We start from the raw sequence: 18983 nt of genomic DNA, 5'->3' as shown, positions 1-18983 counted from the left end.
CCGGTGCTCGGTTGGCGCTGGTTAGATGGAGCCGGTGAGCAACCCATGGGATGAGGAGTTCGCCCCCTCGGCCGCGGCCCGCAACACGTTGCGCTGGGCGCTCGAGATGGGCGCGACGACGCTGGGCGAGGCGTACGACATGCTCGAGCAGTTGGAGCTCAGCAACGACGTTCCCGAGGTGCTGGGTCACGACGACACGGTCGAGGGCGTGCGGGAGGAACTCGAGTTCGGCATCGAGGCCGCCGGCCCCGACACTGCGCTGACGACTCTGCTCTAGCTAGATCACCGCAGGAAGTCGAGGAGGATCGGGTTCAGCAGGTCGGGGCGTTCCATGCTCGGCAGGTGGCCGGCCCACGGCAGGTCCAGGCGGGTGGCCGACGGCAGCACCGTGGCCAGGTGGTCGGCCACGGCCCGGAAGTCGGGGAGGTCGTGGGCGCCGGTGACGAGCAGCGTCCGCGCGGTCACGTCCGCAAGGTCGTACTCGTGCCGGGTCTGCGGCGGCTCCTCGGGGACGGCCATCTGGATGTCGAACACGTGACGCTGCATCGCTCGTACGGAAGAACGGGTTTGATCTGTTGCTTCCGGGCCCACCCACAGGGACACGTTGAGATCCACGGCGCCGTCGATGTCGCCCGCCTCGAGCAGGGCGTTCTCGCGTTCCCAGAAGGAACGCAGCTCGGGGCCGGGGTCGAGGCCGCGCATCGCGGTGCAGAGCAGGATCAGGGCGGTCACGCGACCGGGAAAGCGGGCAGCGATCTCCTGCGCGACCCCGCCTCCGCCCGAGGCGCCGATGATCGCGAAGCGGTCGGCGCCCAGGTCGTCGAGCAGGGCGAGCACGTCGTCGGCGTCGCTGTAGAGGGCGGTGGGCAGCGGGGTGTCGCCGTAGCCGCGCAGGTCGCAGCGGATCGACCGGAAGCCGGCCCCGGTCAGCGCGGGAATCTGCGGATCCCACATGCGGCGATCGACCACGGTCGAATGCAGCAGCAGGACGGCCGGGCCTTCGCCGGTCGCATCATGGGCAAGAGTCACGCCGACGAAGGTAGCCCCTGCGGGCGCGGCGACTGATCTAGGCTGTCCGGCATGGGACAGATCGAGCGCTTCGCCGACCTGGTGGTCCGGGCCGGGGTCAACGTGCAGCCGGGGCAGGGTGTCGTGCTCGACACCGACACCGCGCATCTGGAGATCGCCCGGGCGGTGGTCGAGGCCGCCTATCGGGCCGGCGCCGGCTGGGTCGAGACCATCTGGAGCGACGGGCCGATGCAGCGGTCGGCGGTCGACCACCTCAGCGTCGAGCAGTTGTCGCGGAGCCGGCCGTGGGCGCTCACCCGGATCGAGGAGTGGGCGGCCGAGGGCGCGGCGTCGATCGCGCTGGTCGGCGACTCGAACCCGCACCTGTTCGACGGCGCCGACCCGGCCAAGGTCGCGGCGCGGCGCTCGGACGAGGCGCAGGCCCGGCGGCGGTCGTTGTTCGGGCGGATGCGCTGGAGCGTGGTGGCCGCGCCGAACCCGGGCTGGGCCGAGCAGATCTTCGGTGAGCCCGACCTGGATCGGCTGTGGGTGGCGGTCGGCACGGCGATGCGCCTCGACTCGCCCGATCCGGCGGCCGAGTGGCAGCAGCGGTCGGCGACGCTGGCGGCGCGTGCCCGGCAGCTGGACGCGCTGGAGCTGACCGAGGTCCGCTACGCGGGCGAGGGCACCGATCTGACGGTGGGGCTGCCGGCGAACGCGCGGTGGACCGGCGGCGGCATGATCGACGCGGATGGCATCGCGTACATGCCGAACATCCCGACCGAGGAGGTCTTCACCAGCCCCGATCGCCGGCGCGCCGACGGCACGATCCGGGTGACCAAGCCCATGGTGATCCTCGGTCAACTGGTCACCGGCCTCAAGGTCACCTTCAAGGACGGCAAGATCATTGACGCGTACGCCGATGAGGGCGCCGACGTCGTGCGGGCGCAGATCGCCACGGATGACGGTTCGTCCCGGCTCGGTGAGGTGTCGCTGGTCGATCGCGACAGCCGGATAGCGAAGGCCGGCATCGTCTTCCGGAACACCCTCTTCGACGAGAACGCGGGCTGCCACGTGGCGTGGGGCCAGAGCTTCCCGTTCGCGGTCGAGGGCGGGATGGCTCTTTCGGAGGACGAGCGGGCCGGGCTCGGGCTGAACGTGTCGGCCGTGCACACCGATGTGGTGATCGGCGGGGACGGGATCACCGTCACCGGGACGGGCCCCAAGGGCACCGTCGAGATCATCCGCGATGACGAGTGGGTGCTCTGAGCGCTCATGCGGGTGCTGGTGCTCGGCGGGACCGGGTTCGTCGGGCGGACGATCGTCGAACGCCTGCTCGCGGACGGGCACGAGCCGGTGCTGTTCAACCGGGGGCACAACGCCTCGCTGTTCCCGGGGGTGGAGCAGCTGGTAGGCGATCGGTACGCCGGGGACTTCGGCGCGCTGAAGGACGGCGCATGGGACTCGGCCGTGGCCGTCACGTCGTATCTGCCGCGCGATGTGGCGGGGGCGATGGACGCGGTGGGCGACCGGGTCGGAACTGCCCGGGGATCCGCAGCAGCCGATTCAACTGGTCGACTCGCGGGATCTGGCGCGGTTGGTGGTCACTCTGCTGGCAGCGGATCGTGGCGGCGCATTCACCGCGGCGGCCCCTACAACCGACTTCTCTGGACTTATCGGGGTTTGTGCGGAGGCGGCGGGGACGGCGGTGGAGATCGTGCCGGTTCCCTCGCGGGGGCGGTTTCCGCTGGTGCGCGAGCGAGAGGTCTGGCCTACCCTGCATCGCGTGCCGGCGCCGGAGATGGGGCCGGTCACGCCGCTGCTGACCACCGCGCGAGAGGTGCTGGCGTGGGATCGCGCCGCGCGGGAAACGCCGGATCGCTGAGAGCATGACGCCATGGCGGCCTACGACGAGATAGCCGACTGGTACGAGACCGAATTCCTCCCGAACAGCACGCCCGGCGACCCGATCGGCATCCGGGCCGCGATCGGCGCCCTGCTCGGGCCGGGGCGAGGGCCGGTCCTCGAGCTCGGATGCGGCACCGGTGTGCATGCCGGGCAGCTTGCCGGGCTGGGATGGACGCCCCTCGGGGTCGACCTGTCGACGGGCATGTTGACGTACGCGAAAGAACGTTTGCCGGTCGCCCAGGGTGACGCCACGCGCCTGCCGGTTCGTGACGCCGCGCTCGGCGCGGTTGTGGCGATCATGGTGCACACCGATATGCCGGACTACCCGGCGGTGTTGCGCGAGGCCGCCCGGATCCTGCGCCCGGGCGGCACGTTCGTCCACGTCGGAGTGCATCCGGCGTTCTGTGGTGGTTTCGCGGACCGCAGCGATCCGGCGGCGGTGGTGATCCGGCCGGGGTACGTCGACGGTCACTGGACGAAGGATTCGTGGACCACGCAGGGCGTACGCAATCGGGTCGGCGCCACCCACTACCCGTTGCCCGCGCTGCTGGGGTCGTTTCTCGCCGCCGGGTTCGCGCTTCGCGACTTTCACGAGGGTGGCGCGCCGGTGCCGACGACGCTGTCGATCAGGGCGGTCAGATCATGAAGAGCATCGCGCCGGCGCCCACGAGGACGATCAGCAGGACCGCGATGAGCAGGCCCTTCTCGGCGGCAGCGGCGGCGGCAGCGCCGGCCGCGGCAGTCGCGATCGCGGCGGTGGTGGCAGAGTCGGCGGGCGTGGTCGTGAGCGGCTCGCTGCTCATGGGCTGATCCCTCCGGGAGTTGCTTCCAGAGTGCGGGGGTCGGTCAAGGGGCATACCGTGAGGGCTTCGTCGACCTCAGAAGGGCTGCGTTGGTGGACTGGTTCCTCAGTACGCAGGAGCGCGGCAACCCGAACTCCTCCATACCCACGTGGTGCGCGGGAAACGCGGCCGAACCGCTTATTCACGGAATAACGTATTTTGACCGCCTGGCGAGCGAGGTGGACAGCCTCCAAGAGGGTGACCACCTCTTCTTCACCGACTGGCGCGGCGACCCGGACGAGCGGCTGCGCGACGACGGGCCGACCGTTGCCTCCCTCTTCGCGGCCGCCGCCAAACGTGGGGTGGTCGTCAAGGGGCTGCTGTGGCGGTCTCATCTGGACAAGCTCGCGTACAGCGAGCAGGAGAACCGCAACCTCGGCGACGAGGTGCGGGCGGCCGGCGGTGAGGTTCTGCTGGATCAGCGGGTGCGGCGGGGCGGCTCGCATCATCAGAAGCTGATCGTCATCCGTCGCCCCGGCTCTCCCGAGCAAGATGTCGCTTTTGTCGGCGGCATCGACCTGTGCCACAGCCGTCGGGACGGCCCGCTGCATCTGGGCGATCCGCAAGCCGTGCGGATGTCCGGAAAATATGGTAAAAATCCCCCGTGGCACGACGTGCAGCTCGCCCTGCGCGGGCCGGTGGTCGGCGCGCTCGACCTGACCTTCCGCGAGCGATGGAACGACACGGCCCCGCTCGACCAGCACGGCCCGATCTCGACGATCATGGACCGCCTCAAACACGCCGACGAGCATGCCGACCGGCTCCCGCCACAGCCGCCCGACCCGGCGCCATGCGGCACCCTGAATGTCCAAGTTCTACGGACATATCCGGCTATGCGGCCGAGGTACGCGTTCGCACCGCACGGTGAGCGCACGATCGCCCGCGCCTACACCAAGGCGATCCGCAAGGCCCGGCACCTGATCTACCTGGAAGATCAGTACCTCTGGTCGACCGAGGTGGCCCGCCTGTTCGCCGAGGCCCTGCGCGCCACCCCGACGCTGCACCTGGTCGCGGTGGTCCCCCGTCACCCCGATGTGGATGGTCGCCTGGCGCTGCCACCCAATGAGATCGGCCGCGAGCAGGCGATCTCGCTGTGTCACATGGCCGCGCCCGACCGCGTCCACGTCTTCGACCTCGAGAACCACGAGGGCACGCCGGTCTACGTGCACGCCAAGGTCTGCGTCATCGACGACACATGGTGCAGCGTGGGAAGCGACAACTTCAACCGTCGCTCGTGGACCCACGACAGCGAGATCTCGTGCGCGATCCTCGACGAGACCCTCGACGACCGCGCGCCCACCGGCGAGGCACGGCATTTCGCCCGCGAGCTGCGCCTGCGCTTGATGCGTGAGCACCTCGACCGCGACCCGGCCGACGACGATGACCTGGTGGACACGGTCTCGGCGGTGCGGGCGATCACCTCGACGGCCGATCGACTGCGCGCCTGGAGCGACGACGGCCGCGGGTCGCCTCGCCCGCCGGGCCGCGTGTTCCCCCACTCGCCCGAGCGCCTGCCGTGGCATCAGCGGCTCTGGTCGCTGCCGGCCTACCGCCTCTTCTACGACCCGGACGGCCGCCCGTGGCGGTTCAAGAAACAAAACACCTTTTAAACCATTTCTCCGTACGAGGACCGCAGAATCCCCCCGCCGTGCCACGCGACGTCCCTGCAACACCGGTTCCACTGCCGCGACCGCCGGGCGGTGAGTGGGTGGTCAAAGGCCGAGCACCCGGCGGGCGTCGGCCATCACCGCCGGTGAGGCCACCGGCGCCCACGTCGGGAACACCGACCGGAAGTAGTCCCCGGCCTTGGCCGCGATCTCCGGCGACCGCTCGTACACGTCGAGCTCGTTGACGATGCTCAGATCGGCGAAGGCGCGCACCCCGCCCGGCGCCGGTGACTCGCTGTGGCCGGTGAAACGGCTCCAGATCAGCCCGGTGGCGGGCAGGGCACGCCAGGTGCGTCCCCGGTCGCAGCCGCCGTAGCGGTACACCAGCTCTTCCGCCTCGGCGCCGATCAGCTCGCGCAGCACGTGACGATGCGCGACGCCGAGCAGGCTAGTGGGGAAGCCGTCCGTGCCGTAGGCCGCGTGCGTCAGCGCGGCCAGGCACTCGGCGGCAGAAGCGCCGTGGCCGGCCAGCCGATCGGCCACGCGGCCCAGGTGCTCGTAGAGCGAGCCCCCGGCATGCGGGATCGACTCGGCGCCCCGCGCGCACAGCCACCGCAGCACAGCCTCGGTCATGACAACTCCCATGCGTCCGGCGCCCAGATCGGCGCGTCCGGGTCGCCGGTCAGGGTGCACGACACCCGCCAGGCCTGCATCGGCGGCCGGCCGGCCGAGATCCACCGATCGAGGATGATCGCGGCCGGCTCGACCTGGTCGGACGAGCCGGCCGCGTGGATGCTCCCATCCGGGAAGATCACGGCGCCGCCGGTGCGGTTCTCGTCCAGCAGAGCCAGGCAGCCCTGTTCGCGCCCGGCGACGGCCACGTGGGAGGCCCGGCGGTTCCAGGCGCCGGCGGCGTACCAGAGGTCGCGGTACTGGATCTCGCCGAGGGGTGGGTCGAAGCGCGGCGGCATGACCGGCAGGAGGTCGGTCAGCGGCCCGGCCGGGAACGGGAACGCTCCGGGGTGGTCGGCGGTGAGCGGCCCCGCGGCCAGCATGAATCCCGACGGGCAGACCGGGGTGCCGGTGACCGGGCCCTCGGGCGGGCCGGAGACGACGAGGACCGGGTGGGTGCCGGCGTGCTTCACCGGGGCGAGCACGAAACCGCCCGGCGCCAGCTGCGAGAGCCACTGTGGAGAGACGCCGCCGATGCCGACCGTCACGATCACCCGGTCGAAGCGGTCGCCGGAACTGCCCGCGTAGCCGTCGCCGTGCTCGACGCGTACGTGTGAGATGCCTGCCCTTGCCAACGCCGTGCGTGCCCGGACCGCGACGTCCTCCTGCACGTCGATGCTGGTGATCGTCGCCCCGAGCGAAGCGAGAAGGGCGGCGTTGTAGCCGGTGCCCGCGCCGATCTCGAGAATGTGCTGGCCGGGGGCCACCCGCAGCGCGACGATCATGATGGCCATCAGTGACGGCTGGCTCGACGAGCTGACCGGGATCTTGTTGTCGACCTTGGTGACCAGCACGTCGTCGCTGTAGACGGTGGCGAGGTACTCGGGGTCGGCGGGGCACACCCAGGTGCCGTCGCGGCGCTGGAAGCCGTCGGGCACGAACGCCTCGCGGGGCACGCTCGCGAACGCCGCCGCAAGATCCGGCGGGAGGTCGGCGCCACCCCGCCGGATCTGCTCGAGATAGTCCCCGCGCCGGCCGGTCATCCGTCAACGATAGAGGTGGCGACGGCCGCGGACAGGCAGGCCGGGACATCGTCGGCGTGATAGGGCCATTCGGAGGGCTCGATGGCGTCCAGGAAGGCGGCGTAGGTCACGGCCGCGCGACGCCGCCGGGCCGCCCACCTCGGTGTAGGGAGCCCGGCGGGGGTGCGGCGCGAGATCGACGTCGACGGGAAGCAGTCCGGCGGGCGGGTCGGCGGTCTCGGCCAGGTAGGTCACCTCGCGGCCGTCGGCGTGCAGCATCCGCAGCACCTGCCATCGCTCGTCGGCGAAATCCCCCACTTCCTGCCGCCACGGCGTCGGCGCCTCGAACGGCGGCAGGGGGCCCAGCAGCTTTCCCGCGGGGTCGACGAGGACCAAAGTCACGATGCGCGTCACGCCCACAGTGTGACGTCTAAGGTCGGTGGCATGGTCGATCTCGTGGTGCGGTCCCGCCGGGCCGTCGTCGGTGGCGCGGAACGTCCCGCCGCCGTGGCCGTGACCGGTTCGCGGATCGAGTCGGTCTCGGCCTACGACGCGACGATCGAGGCCGCCGAGGACGTCGATCTCGGTGACACGGCCCTGCTGCCCGGGCTGGTCGACACCCACGTGCACGTGAACGAGCCGGGCCGTACGGAATGGGAGGGTTTCGCCACCGCCACCCGGGCCGCCGCGGCCGGCGGGGTCACCACGATCATCGACATGCCGCTGAACAGCCTGCCGCCGACCGTGGACGTCGAGGCGCTGCGGATCAAGCAGGCGGCGGCCGCGGGGAAGATCCACGTCGACGTGGGCTTCTGGGGCGGCGCGATCCCGGGGAACGCCGCGGCGCTGCCCGGCCTGCACGACGCGGGGGTATTCGGGTTCAAGGCGTTCCTGGCCGACTCGGGCGTTCCCGAGTTCCCGCCGGTCTCCCCGGCCGAGCTGGCTCTTTCGTTGAAGGCCGTGGACGCGCTGTTCGTGGTGCACGCGGAGGATCCCGGCCATCTCCGGGACGCCGCGTCGTCGGCCGCGTACGCCGACTTTCTCGCCTCCCGGCCGGCCGCGGCCGAGGACGCCGCGATCGCCACGGCGATCGACGCCGCCCGCGCCACCGGCCAGCGCGTTCACATCCTGCATCTTTCGGCGGCCGGCGCGCTAACGCTCATCGCGGCGGCACAGGCCGAGGGTGTACGCGTCACCGCCGAGACCTGTCCGCACTACCTGACGCTCGACGCCGCGCAGATCCCGGACGGCGCCACCGAGTTCAAGTGCTGCCCGCCGATCCGGGACGCAGCGAACGCCGACGCGCTGTGGCGGGCGCTCACGGACGGGCTGATCACGTGCGTGGTCAGCGATCATTCGCCGTGCACGCCCGAGCTCAAGCGGCGCGACACCGGCGACTTCGCGGCGGCCTGGGGCGGAATCGCGTCGGTGCAACTGGGGCTGCCGGTGATCTGGACGGCGGCCCGCGACCGTGGTCACCGGCTGGCCGACGTGGTGGAGTGGATGGCCCGGCGCCCGGCCGACCTGGTCGGGCTGGCGGCCAAGGGCCGCATCGCGCCGGGCGCGGACGCCGATCTGGTCGCGTTCGACCCCGACGCGACCTTCGAGGTCGACCCGAGCCGGCTGCATCACCGCAACCCGGTCACGCCGTACGCCGGGAAGGTGTTGCGGGGAGTGGTTCGCACGACCTGGCTGCGCGGACGCAGGGTGACCACCGATCAGGCCGGCGGCCGTTTCCTCATGCGAGAGGGGTAGCACGATGGAGGAGTTCAGCACCCGCACCGACCTCGCCTCGCGGGCGCTCGGCGGCGGCGTCGTGTTCGCCAACGACGAGTTCTTCGCGGCCGCGGACCACTTGGTGCTGCCGTCGGCGCCGACCTTCTCGCCGCGCACGTTCGACCAGAAGGGCCAGGTGTACGACGGCTGGGAGACCCGCCGGCGGCGCACTGCCGGGCACGACGTGGCGATCGTGCGGCTGGGCGCGCCGGGGGTGATCCACGGCGTCGACGTCGACACCGCGTTCTTCGTCGGCAACTACCCCACGCACGCGTCGATCGATGCGCTGGCCATCGACGGCTATCCGGCGCCGGCCGCGTTGCAGGCCGCCACGTGGGTGCCGATCGTGCCGAAGTCGTCGCTCGACGGGGACACGCGCAACCCGTTCCCGGTCGGCGACCGCCGCCGGTTCACCCACGTGCGGCTGACGATCCATCCGGACGGCGGGGTGGCGCGGCTGCGGGTGCACGGCGACGTGGTGCCCGATCCGGCGATGCTGCCGTCCGTCTTCGACGTGGCCGCGATCGCCGCCGGCGGCCGGGTCTCCGGGTGCAGCAACATGTTCTTCGGCCGGCCGCACAACATGCTGATGCCGGGGCTGGCGCAGCACATGGGCGACGGCTGGGAGACGGCCCGGCGCCGCGCCGACGGCAACGAATGGGTCGAGGTAAACCTGGCCGCGCCATCGCAGATCGAATTCGTCGACCTCGACACCAGCCACTTCAAGGGGAACGCGCCGGGCGCGGCCTCGGTGCTCGGCTCCCTCGACGGCGGGGAATGGTTCGAGGTGCTGCCGCGGGTCGCGCTCAGTCCCGACACGCCGCACCGGTTCGCGGTGACGCCGGGGCGGCAGGTCGATCGGGTGCGGCTCGACATCCTTCCCGACGGCGGGATGGCGCGGTTGCGGGTGATCGGGCGGCCCGACCGGAGCTATCTCGAGGAGAGATTCCGCTCGGCGGTCGAGCGCCGCCCGCGATGACCGCGGGCGGCGCCCTCGTTCAGACCACTGCCGCCGTCCTGCGCACGGGCGCGTCCCAATCGATGCGGTAGCGCTGCTCGACGCCGACCGTCTTCTCCGGCTTCATGGCGATCTTCAGGAAGATCGGCATGATGACCGGCATCAACGCCTTCGCGACCAGGCCCGGCGCCTTGGTGTGGTTGATCTTCGCGGCCCGGGAGGCGACCCGCTCGACCCGTGCGCGGCGCAGCCCCTCGTAGGTCGCGAACGCCTCCGGCACGTCGAGCTCGCGCAGGCAGCGGGCCAGCTCGACGGCGCTTTCGATCGACAATGACGCGCCCTGGCCCGAGCTGTTGGACGGCGCGTGCACCGCGTCGCCGACCAGCACCATCCGGCCCCGGTGCCAGCGCGGCACCGGCGGCATGATGTACAGCGCGCCGTTGACCTGAAGCGCCTCCGGCGCGAGGCCGCGCACCAGGGCGCCGCCCGGATCGTCCTCGCCGTAGACCTCCACCAGCTTGCGCAGCCACTGGTCGGGTGGGGTCTGGCGGGCCTCCCGGACGGTCAGCGGGCGCTTGGCCGGCAGGTTCACGCCGAAGGTCGTGCCGCCCTTCGACGGCCAGTACAGGTAGTAGCCGCGCTTGCCGAAGGCGAACGTCATGGTTCCCGGCTCCTCGGCCACCTCGGCCCGGGAGACGCCCTCGAACGCCAGCATGCCCGTGTAGCGCGGGCCCGGCGCTTCGGGGTCGATCAGCCGCCGCACGGTCGAGTGCACGCCGTCCGCGCCGATCAGCACGTCGGCGGTGACGCTCGATCCGTCGGCGAACTTCGCGGTGGCGCCGGCGGCGTCCTCCCGTACGGAAACCAGCTTTTTGCCGTGCTCGATGCGGACGCCGTCGGCAGCGGCCCGGTCGTGCAGGATCCGATGGAGATCGCTGCGGCGCACCACCTGCAGCGGCTCGACCCCCGACAGGCCCGGAAGCGGGACCCGCTTGCCGTTCACCGACATCACCTGCCGGTAGGCCGGGTCGGCGACCTGCCGCACCTGGTCACCCGCCCCCACGATGTCGAGGGCGGCCACGCCGTTGGGCGCCAGCGCGATCGTTCCGCCCAGACCCTCGGCCGGGCTCGGATAGCTTTCGTAGACGGTCCCCGCGATGCCGGCTCGGTGCAGCGCCAGGGCCGCCACCGGGCCCGCGATGCCGCCGCCGATGATCGCTGCCGTGCGCACACGCTTGCTCATTGCTCCTCCTGGTGGTTGACGTGCACGACCTCATGCGGCCGTGCTCGATCGCCATGGGAGAAGGCCCCGGTATCCTCAAGGTGCCGCCTTCGGACGGGGTCATGCTCGCCATGGCTTGGTTCGAGGCCCGGTCCCGGCGGTTCCTGTTGCAGCAGGGCCGCCGGGACCGTTCTTACTTCCTCCTGCCGTACTGCTCGATGCTGCTGTCGGCGAGTTCCTGCATCTCGGCCGAGACCTCGCCCGTCTCGTGGTGTTTGCGCCACTCGTCGAGGCCGGGAAGCGTCTCGCCGGTGATCTCCTCGATCAGCGACCGCATCCAGGCCTCCTCGGCTCGCAGGATGGCCAGGTCGTACTCGATCTCGATCAGGAACAGCCGCGGCACGCGCGGCGAGTGCTCCTCGAGCGTGCTCTCGGCCTCGGCGATCTCGCGCCCGACCGCGGCGAGGCGCTGTTGCAGCAGCGTCACCACCTCGTCGGGCCCCAGCACCGCCATGACGCTCAGCCCGGCCCGGAAGCGCGGCAGCTCGGGCTCGGCGACCGAGAGCAGCTCGCGAGCCCAATCGATCAGCTCGGCGCGGCCCTCGTCGGTGATCCGGTAGACGGTCCGCTCGGGGCGACGGCCCTCGCGGCTGCTCTCCACCTCTTCCAGCAAGCCGTGCTTCGCCAGGTTGCGGACCACGGTGTAGAGGGAGCCCCACTTGATCTGGAGGTCGCGCTCCTTGCCCCAGCCGCGCAGGGCGCCGGCCATCTCGTAGGGGTGCATCTGCCGGAACGCGACGGTGGACAGCACGCCCAACGCCATCAGGTTCGCCACTCGGCGTCGCTTGGCCATGTCGCCCTCCTCCACGCTTTGCTCTGCTCACCTCTACGTGCTGCTCTGCTTACCTGGCTACTCGTGCACGAGTATACGCACGCGAGTAATCGTAGGGCAAGGCCGGCCGAGCGCGCGGGCCGGCCGATCGCGCGGGCCGGCCGATCGCGGGCCAACCGATGCGCAGGCCAGCCGAGCGCGCGGGCCAGCCGAGCGCGCGGGCCAGCCGAGCGCGCGGGCCAGCCGATGCGCGGGCCAGCCGATGCGCGGGCCAGCCGATGCGCGGGCCAGCCGATGGGCGGGCCGGACGTTGTCGCCGGCCCGGTGGCGGGCCGGGTCAGCGGGCCAGGAGCAGGAGATCGGATCGGGGGAGGCCGGCGTCGGTGAGGGCGCCGCAGTCGAGGCCCCGCAGGAGGAAACCGGCCAGCGCCCGGGCCGTGGCGGGCTCGTCGGCGATGCCGGAGTCCTGGCGGGCCAGGTAGCGGTGCAGGCGCTCCACCGCGGCGTCGCGGCCGTCGCGGAAGAAGGCGTAGGTCGCCGCGTAACGGGTCGGCAGTTGCGCTGGGTGAAGGTCCCAGCCCTGGTAGAAGCCCCTCTCCAGCGAGCGCCGCACCAGGCGGTGGTGCAGCTCCCACGCCGCCTGGATCTCGTCGGGGCCGCCGACCGGGAGGATGTTGGTGGAGCCGTCCGAGAGGCGGACCCCGGTCTGGGCGGCGGCGGCCTGCATGACGGCCTTCGCGTAGTCGGCCGCCGGATGCTCCATCGACTGGTAGGCGGCGGCAACGCCGGCGGCGGCGCTGTAGTCGTACGTTCCGTAGTGCAGGCCGGCGCATCGGCCGTCGGCGGCGGTGATCAGCCGGGCCACCGTGGCGGTCCCGTCGGCGCCCAGCACCGCGGCCGGCAACTCGATCTGGATCTCGAACCGGAGGGTGCCGGCGGCCAGGCCGTACGATCGCTCCAGCCTCTCGCAGAGCGTGACCATCGCGCTCACCTGATCGGTCCCGCTCACCTTGGGCAGCGTGGTGACGAAGGTGTCCTGATAGGACGAGAGGAACAGGTCGAGCGTGCGCAGGGCGCGCCGGCGGGTGGCTGCCTCGAACGATTTGATCCGGACGCCGACGAACGGCGGCACCGGGCCCTCGGTGAGGATCTTGGCGGCCCGGCGGACCGCCTCGTCCTCCTGGTCGTCCGGGCGGACGCCGTAGCCGTCCTCGAAATCGACGCGCAGGTCTTCGATCGGCTCGCGGGCCAGTTTGGCGCGCACGCCCTCGGCCGCCCACGGGAAATCTGCCATGGCTTCGATGGCGATCTCTCCCCACTCGCGGAAGCCGTCGAGCTTGTCGGCCGCGATATACACCGTGTGCACGGGCTGGCGGCCGGGCCGCTCCCCCGGGTAACGACACTTCAGGAACGCATCGTGAGCGGCCAGGCTGACATCGAGCTCTGCGTAGTCGTCGTTGGTCAACCGCATGTGGTCAGTCGATCGCGTCGTAGGCGGCCGTGGTGAGGAAGTCCGCGAAATCGTCCGCGAGGGCCACCCGCTCGAAGAGCTTCCGCGCGTCGTCGAACCGAGAGCTCGCCCAGACCTGGTCGCCGACCGCCTTGCGGATCGCCACCAGCTCCTCGTCCTCGATGCGGCCCACCAGATCGGCGGTGATCTCGGTGCCGTCGGGCAGGCGTACGGCGTTGTGGATCCACTGCCATACCTGCGATCGGGAGATCTCGGCGGTCGCCGCGTCCTCCATCAGGTTGTTGATCGCCACGGCGCCGTTGCCCCGCAGCCACGCCTCCAGGTACTGCAGCGCGACCGACACGTTGTTGCGCAGCCCGGCCTCGGTGACCGCTCCCCCGCCGACGTTCAGCAGGTCGGCCGCGGTGACGGAGACCTCGGGGCGCTGCTTGCCGAGCTGGTTCGGCCGGTCGCCGAGCACCCGGTCGAAGATCTCCTGGCAGACCGGCACCAGGTCGGGGTGCGCCACCCAGGATCCGTCGAAGCCGTCGCCGGCCTCGCGCTCCTTGTCCTCGCGGACCTTGGCCAGCGCCACCTCGTTGACCTGCGGGTCGCGCCGGCTCGGGATGAACGCCGCCATGCCACCCATCGCGAACGCGCCGCGCCGGTGACACGTCGAGACGAGCAGCTCGGTGTAGGCGCGCATGAACGGCGCGGTCATCGTGACGGCCGCCCGGTCGGGCAGGATCATGTTCGGGTTGTCCCGGAAGTACTTGATGATGCTGAACAGGTAGTCCCAGCGGCCCGCGTTCAGCCCCGAGATGTGCGGCCGCAGCGCGTGCAGGATCTCCTCCATCTCGAACGCCGCCGGAATGGTCTCGATCAGCACGGTCGCGCGGATCGTCCCGCGCGGGATGCCGAGCGTGTCCTGGGCGAAGTCGAAGACGTCGTTCCAGAGGGCGGCTTCCTTGTGCGATTCCATCTTGGGCAGATAGAAGTAGGGGCCGCTGCCGCGCGCGAGCAGCTCGGCCGCGTTGTGGAAGAAGTAGAGCCCGAAGTCGACCAGCGCGCCCACGGCCGGCTCGCCGTCCACCGGCAGGTGCCGCTCGTCGAGGTGCCAGCCCCGCGGGCGCATCACGATCGTCGGGTAGGGGCCGCCGCCGAGCTCGTATTTCTTCTGCTCGGTCTCGAGCGAGACGGTGCGCCGGATCGCATCGTAGAGGTTCTGCTGGCCGTCGACGACGTTCGACCAGTGCGGGGTGTTGGCGTCCTCGAGATCGGCCAGCCACACCTTGGCGCCCGAGTTCAACGCGTTGATCGTCATCTTCCGCTCGGTCGGCCCGGTGATCTCCACCCGGCGGTCCCGCAGATCGGCCGGCGCCTCGGGTGCGGACCACTCCGCCGCCCTGATGTCGGCGGTCTCCTCGAGAAACCCGAGCGTTCCGCCGGCCGCGATCTGCTCCCGCCGGGCTTTTCTCGCGGCGAGCAGCTCGTTGCGCCGCCCCCGGAAGCGCCGGTTCAGTTCGGCAACGAACGCCACAGCCTCATCAGAAAGGATCTCGGTCATCGCGACGGCTCCCCTCGGTGCGCCAACTCCCTCGTACCGTAATGGACCGGGCCGCTCCCCGCGCCTCGGATGAGTTGCACAGGGCGGGAGCCGCGCTACGGCGGCCGCCGGCACGCGGTCCGGCGTGTGCCGGCAGCCGCCGTAGGCGGGGTTCGGGCACGGCTGCGGTTGGGGGGCAGCCCGCAGCCGTACGATATATGGGGTTTTAGAAGGTTCCTGCGGTGTTGCACTTGGCGTGCTGGACCACGCAGTCCTTCACGCGGTGGCCGAGCGCCGACGGCTCCCAGACCATGAAGGCGTCGCCGTGCATCGAGCCGGCGTTGCCGGAGCTCAGCTTGAAGCCGGCCGACGAGCCGCTCGTCGGATAGCCGATCACGAAGGAGACCGACGGGATCGCGACCGGGAACTTGCCGGAGCACTGACCCTTGTTGTCGGCGGGGCCGACGTGCGACTTGTGGTCGGGGCTGTCCAGGTGGACGCCGTCCCAGCAGTCGGGGAAGGTCAGCTGGAAGGTCAGCTCGGCGGTCTTGGCGCAGACCGGCCAGTTGCCGTCGGCGCTGCGGCCGGCCTCGCCGCCCATGCCGGCGCACCAGAACTGGCCGTTGGCGCCCTTGGGGGTGGCGATCTGACGCTTCGCGTCCCCGGCGATCATGCGGAAGCCCTGCGGGAACGGGACGGTCCTGGTCGGGTCGGGCAGACGCGAGCCGTAGTAGACGGTGACGCCGTGCGGCTCGACGGGCTTGCCGTTCTCGTAGAGGGTCGGGATCCAGTACGCCGAGTGGTCCTCGATCGGCTTGCAGCTGGAGTCCTTGTTCGTGAGCAGCGTGCCGAGGGTCGTGGCGGCGTTGGTGCTCTTGTTGCCCATGAACGAGTGCATGTGCGACGCGCCCGGCATGTTCGGGAACACGATGGGGTCGTCGGCCAGGTCGTGGCTGATGGTGCAGGAGGCGTTGAACTCCGAGACGCGGACCGGGTTGTTGACGATCGCGCGCGGTGTCATCGCCTTGAACGCGGCCAGTTCGGTGGCCCATCTCGCCTGGTCGACGTCGACCCAGCCGGCGCCCGTCGCGGATGTCGTGGTGGGTGCGGCCGTGGTCGGTGCGGTCGTGCCCGGTGCCGAGGTGGCCGGCTTGGTCGTCGTCGGCGTGGGCTTTGTCGCCGGGGTCGGGGCCGTCGCCGCCGGCGTGGCGCCGAGGGTGAACCAGTTGACGTTCACGAAGTCTGATTTTTGCGGACTTTTCATGACCGCGTACAGCGTCTGCTTGCCGGCCGGCGGGGTCGTCATCGCGGCGGTCCTGGTGACCCACTTCTGCCAGCCGCCGGTCTTGGCGATCGGGAAGCTCGCGACCAGCGTGCCGTTCGGCTTGGCCAGGCGCAGCTCGACCGTGCCGGAGGCCGTGCTGTTCGAGGCGAGCCGGGTAGTCACCGTCGTGCCGATCTGGACGTTGTCGTAACGCATCCAGTCGCCGTCCTTGAGCCAGCCGACGTTGCGGCCGCCGTCCTTGTCGGAGGTCTTCTCGGTGCGCACGCCGTTCTGGGCGTTGTACGCCTCGGCCTGCAGGCGGCCGGGCACCTTGGTCTCGGCGGCGTCGGCGGTGGCGATGTAGACCCCGCTGGCGCCGAGGGCAACGGCGAGGGCGGAGGCCAGGATGAGTTGGGTGCGGCGGCGTCGCGAGCGCGGATTGCCGGGCGCGACATGAAGGGCATCGCTGCGCATTAATATCTACCTTTTCGATGACCGTGGTGGTATCCAGTCATCAGGGAGTATGCACAGGCCAGGGCTATGATTCAACGCGATTCAGAAGACTTTTGAATTGCCTTTTCAAAGGACGCTGGCAGTCGCCACGGCGACTTTGAATAACGCTTTTTATGAGTGGGCTACTTTAATTTTCGCTTAAGACAGAATACGACGGTGCGCGACCTCGGCGTCACGCTGCAGAGTCTCGGCGTCGGCGTGGACGAGCTCGCCGCGCTCGACGATCGGCGCACCCCCGACCAGGGAGAGCTCGACCGGGGCCGGCGGCCCGAAGACCAGCGCGGCCAGTTTGTCATCGATACCCTCGTGGGCGAGACCGTCGAGGCGCCACACCACGAGGTCGGCCAGCTTGCCGGGCTCGAGGGAGCCGAGATGGTCTTGCCGGCCGAGGCAGCGCGCGCCGCCCATGGTGCCCAGGCGCAGCGCCTCGCGCGCGGCCATCGCGGTCGGGCCGCCCCGGAGGCGCGCGGTGTAGAGCGCCTGACGCAGCTCGGCGCCGAGGTGCGAGACCTCCTGCGAGGCGGCGCCGTCGACGCCGAGCCCCACGGGGACGCCGTGGTTCAGCAGCTCGCGGACACGGGCCATGCCGGCGCCGAGGCGGGCGTTGGAGCTCGGGCAGTGCGCCACGCCGGTGCCGGTGGCGCCGAGCTTGGCGATCGCTTCGTCGTCGAGGTGGACGCCGTGTGCGAGCCAGACGTCGTCGCCGAGCCAGCCGACGCTTTCCGCGTACTCGACCGGGGTGCAGTTGAAATGCTTGCGGCAGAAGTCTTCCTCGTCGTCGGTCTCGGCGAGATGGGTATGCAGGCGGACGCCCTTGCGGCGGGCCAGCTCGGCGGCTTCTCTCATCAGCCGGGTGGTGACCGAGAACGGCGAGCAGGGCGCGACGGCGATCTGCAGCATCGCGCCGGGCGACGGGTCGTGCCAGCGATCGATGGCCCGCTCGGTGGCGGCGAGCGCCTCGTCGGTGGTCTCGACGATGTTGTCGGGCGGGAGGCCGCCGTCTTTCCGGCTGAGATCCATGGAGCCGCGGGTGGGATGGAAGCGCAGGCCGATACGGCGGGCGGCCTCGATCTCGGCCTCGAGAACGTCGCCGCCGTCGCGGGGGAAGACGTAGTGGTGGTCCATGCTGAGGGTGCAGCCGGAGAGGGCCAGCCGGCCGAGGCCGGCGCCGGCCGACGCGCCGACGATTCCCGCATCGAGACGGCCCCAGATCGGGTAGAGCGTCGTCAGCCAGCCGAAGAGGGTGTCGTCGAGGGCCAGGCCGCGGGTCGCCCACTGGTAGAGGTGGTGGTGGGTGTTGACCAGGCCCGGGGTGATCAGGCAGCCGCGGCCGTCGACCCGGCGAATGTCGTTCCCGCCCGCTGCCGGGCCGGCCCACTCGGTGGCCGGGCCCGCTCCGGTCGCGACGATGCGGCCGTCGTCGCCCACCACGACGTGGCCGTCGGGATGGTAGGTGTCGCTCGCGTCGACCGTGGCGACCGCGGCGTTCTCGATGACGATCACCGGTACCACTCCGCGAGCGCCGGGGGCGCGTCGTCGCGGGTCACGGTCCCCTCGATGAGGCCGTAGGGGCGGTCGCCCGCGATGAACACCTCGTTGTCGTTGGTCAGCTCGAACACCGACAGGTCGACCAGGTAGTGATGCTTGTTGGGCAGGGCCAGCCGGATCTCGGCGATCTCGGGGCGCTCGTGCAGCGTGTGGCTGCCCATCGAGAACAGGGTCTGCTGCAGCGAGAGGCTGTAGGTGTTGACGAACGCCTCGGTAAGCGATGTCAGGGCGCCCTCGAAGGAGGCCGCCCAGTCGCCGGTCTCGCCCAGATGGCGCCAGCCGGCGTCGACGGCGGTGGCCAGGATGCGGTCGTTGGTCTCGGGCAACGTCGTGTACCGGTCGCGGACGAAGCCGTGGAATTCCGACGCCGTGGTGTTGAGCAGGGTCATGCCGGTGACGCCGGAGACGACCTGCTCGCGCTCGGCCGTCGCGACCACCTCGGCGAGCCTGGTCCAGCCGCCCTGGCGGCGGAACGAGTGCGGGCCGAGACGATCCCAGCCGTACGCCTCGATCGCCACCCGCGCGGCGCGCACCTGTCCCTGTGTTCTCAGGAAATGGCGCGCCAGCAGCAGCCCGAACTCCTCCGGCTCGCCGACGCCGTGTTTCTTCGCGAACGCGTACACGGTGTTTTTCATGGTGTCGGTCGGCAGGACGCCGGCGTTGTCGCCGGTCAGGTGGGTCGCGGCCAGGTCGCCGGAGAGCGCGATGCTGACGTTGAGATCGGTCAGCGAGTGCGTCTCGCCGTCGCGGGTGACGCGCACCAGCCGCGTCTCGGCCTTGCCGTAACGATTGGGTCCGAGCACGATCGCCACGGT

The 18983-nt window shown here is 70.9% G+C and carries 19 protein-coding genes and 1 pseudogene; 8 read left to right on the top strand and 12 right to left on the bottom strand.

The annotated features are described in order from the left end of the window. Positions 1–25: 25 nt before the first annotated feature. Positions 26–277 (top strand): hypothetical protein, encoded by a 252-nt coding sequence (locus ACIA5D_RS21645; protein ID WP_396031938.1) that lies wholly within the window; start codon positions 26–28, stop codon positions 275–277. A 5-nt stretch (positions 278–282) separates the two neighbouring features. Here ACIA5D_RS21645 and ACIA5D_RS21640 read toward each other — a convergent pair whose 3' ends face one another. Continuing rightward, complete coding sequence (locus ACIA5D_RS21640) at positions 283–1029, bottom strand: alpha/beta fold hydrolase (RefSeq protein ID WP_396031937.1); 747 nt, start codon at positions 1027–1029, stop codon at positions 283–285. Between the two features lie 51 nt (positions 1030–1080). Here ACIA5D_RS21640 and ACIA5D_RS21635 point away from each other — a divergent pair, with 51 nt between their 5' ends. From ACIA5D_RS21635 to ACIA5D_RS21620, 4 genes and pseudogenes are all read left to right on the top strand, one after another. Then, positions 1081–2277, top strand: coding sequence for an aminopeptidase (locus tag ACIA5D_RS21635; protein ID WP_396031936.1), 1197 nt, complete (start codon positions 1081–1083; stop codon positions 2275–2277). A gap of 6 nt (positions 2278–2283) precedes the next feature. Continuing rightward, positions 2284–2346 (top strand): annotated as a pseudogene (locus ACIA5D_RS21630) (hypothetical protein); the annotation flags it as partial. A gap of 370 nt (positions 2347–2716) precedes the next feature. Further along, entirely contained in the window at positions 2717–2893 is a 177-nt protein-coding gene (locus ACIA5D_RS21625) for a hypothetical protein (RefSeq protein WP_396032202.1), read from the top strand. A gap of 12 nt (positions 2894–2905) precedes the next feature. Further along, positions 2906–3562: a class I SAM-dependent methyltransferase gene (locus tag ACIA5D_RS21620; protein ID WP_396031935.1), complete on the top strand. Its 657-nt coding sequence runs from the start codon at positions 2906–2908 to the stop codon at positions 3560–3562. On the opposite strand, the gene ACIA5D_RS21615 is transcribed toward ACIA5D_RS21620, so the two are convergent. Beyond that, a complete protein-coding gene (locus ACIA5D_RS21615) occupies positions 3552–3719 on the bottom strand; it encodes a hypothetical protein (RefSeq protein ID WP_396031934.1) in 168 nt (55 codons plus the stop codon). The genes ACIA5D_RS21620 and ACIA5D_RS21615 overlap by 11 nt on opposite strands. Before the next feature lie 89 nt (positions 3720–3808). Between ACIA5D_RS21615 and ACIA5D_RS21610 the strand changes: the two genes are divergently transcribed. Further along, positions 3809–5368, top strand: a complete 1560-nt coding sequence (locus ACIA5D_RS21610) for a phospholipase D family protein (RefSeq protein WP_396031933.1) — start codon at positions 3809–3811, stop codon at positions 5366–5368. 102 nt (positions 5369–5470) lie between these two features. Here the strand turns inward: ACIA5D_RS21610 and ACIA5D_RS21605 are convergent, their stop codons facing one another. Genes ACIA5D_RS21605 through ACIA5D_RS21595 form a run of 3 tightly spaced genes read right to left on the bottom strand, consistent with a single transcriptional unit; the run spans position 5471 to position 7473 of the window. Then, positions 5471–5998, bottom strand: coding sequence for a DUF6817 domain-containing protein (locus ACIA5D_RS21605; RefSeq protein ID WP_396031932.1), 528 nt, complete (start codon positions 5996–5998; stop codon positions 5471–5473). Continuing rightward, the gene (locus ACIA5D_RS21600) at positions 5995–7080 is read right to left on the bottom strand and encodes a protein-L-isoaspartate O-methyltransferase (protein WP_396031931.1); all 1086 of its coding nucleotides are present in this window, start codon (positions 7078–7080) and stop codon (positions 5995–5997) included. The genes ACIA5D_RS21605 and ACIA5D_RS21600 overlap by 4 nt, the downstream gene beginning before the upstream one ends. Before the next feature lie 3 nt (positions 7081–7083). Then, positions 7084–7473, bottom strand: coding sequence for a hypothetical protein (locus ACIA5D_RS21595; protein WP_396031930.1), 390 nt, complete (start codon positions 7471–7473; stop codon positions 7084–7086). 30 nt (positions 7474–7503) lie between these two features. On the opposite strand from ACIA5D_RS21595, the gene allB reads away from it, so the two are divergent. Beyond that, on the top strand, positions 7504–8814 hold the full coding sequence (gene allB, locus ACIA5D_RS21590) for an allantoinase AllB (protein WP_396031929.1): 1311 nt from the start codon (positions 7504–7506) through the stop codon (positions 8812–8814). A 4-nt stretch (positions 8815–8818) separates the two neighbouring features. Beyond that, positions 8819–9814 (top strand): allantoicase, encoded by a 996-nt coding sequence (gene alc, locus ACIA5D_RS21585; protein ID WP_396031928.1) that lies wholly within the window; start codon positions 8819–8821, stop codon positions 9812–9814. 19 nt (positions 9815–9833) lie between these two features. Here alc and ACIA5D_RS21580 read toward each other — a convergent pair whose 3' ends face one another. The 7 genes from ACIA5D_RS21580 to pucL all read right to left on the bottom strand — a co-directional run bounded on the left by ACIA5D_RS21580 (position 9834) and on the right by pucL (position 18980). After that, on the bottom strand, positions 9834–11036 hold the full coding sequence (locus ACIA5D_RS21580; protein ID WP_396031927.1) for an FAD-dependent oxidoreductase: 1203 nt from the start codon (positions 11034–11036) through the stop codon (positions 9834–9836). A gap of 172 nt (positions 11037–11208) precedes the next feature. Then, positions 11209–11868 carry a PadR family transcriptional regulator gene (locus ACIA5D_RS21575; RefSeq protein ID WP_396031926.1) on the bottom strand — a complete coding sequence of 220 codons (660 nt, stop codon included), beginning with the start codon at positions 11866–11868 and terminating at the stop codon, positions 11209–11211. Between the two features lie 316 nt (positions 11869–12184). Next, entirely contained in the window at positions 12185–13318 is a 1134-nt protein-coding gene (locus ACIA5D_RS21570) for a DUF6986 family protein (RefSeq protein ID WP_396031925.1), read from the bottom strand. A 4-nt stretch (positions 13319–13322) separates the two neighbouring features. Continuing rightward, positions 13323–14864: a malate synthase A gene (gene aceB / locus ACIA5D_RS21565; RefSeq protein WP_396031924.1), complete on the bottom strand. Its 1542-nt coding sequence runs from the start codon at positions 14862–14864 to the stop codon at positions 13323–13325. Positions 14865–15069: 205 nt separating this feature from the next. Further along, positions 15070–16581 (bottom strand): DUF1996 domain-containing protein, encoded by a 1512-nt coding sequence (locus tag ACIA5D_RS21560; protein ID WP_396031923.1) that lies wholly within the window; start codon positions 16579–16581, stop codon positions 15070–15072. 177 nt (positions 16582–16758) lie between these two features. Further along, positions 16759–18123 (bottom strand): 8-oxoguanine deaminase, encoded by a 1365-nt coding sequence (locus ACIA5D_RS21555; RefSeq protein ID WP_396031922.1) that lies wholly within the window; start codon positions 18121–18123, stop codon positions 16759–16761. Then, positions 18120–18980, bottom strand: a complete 861-nt coding sequence (gene pucL, locus ACIA5D_RS21550; RefSeq protein WP_396031921.1) for a factor-independent urate hydroxylase — start codon at positions 18978–18980, stop codon at positions 18120–18122. Before pucL ends, ACIA5D_RS21555 begins: the two co-directional genes overlap by 4 nt. Positions 18981–18983 lie beyond the last annotated feature (3 nt).

The organism is Actinoplanes sp. NPDC051513 (assembly GCF_044454685.1).
Lineage (GTDB): Bacteria > Actinomycetota > Actinomycetes > Mycobacteriales > Micromonosporaceae > Actinoplanes.
The sequence above is the reverse complement of the archived record's forward strand: the minus strand, read 5'-3'. Positions and strand labels throughout refer to the sequence as shown.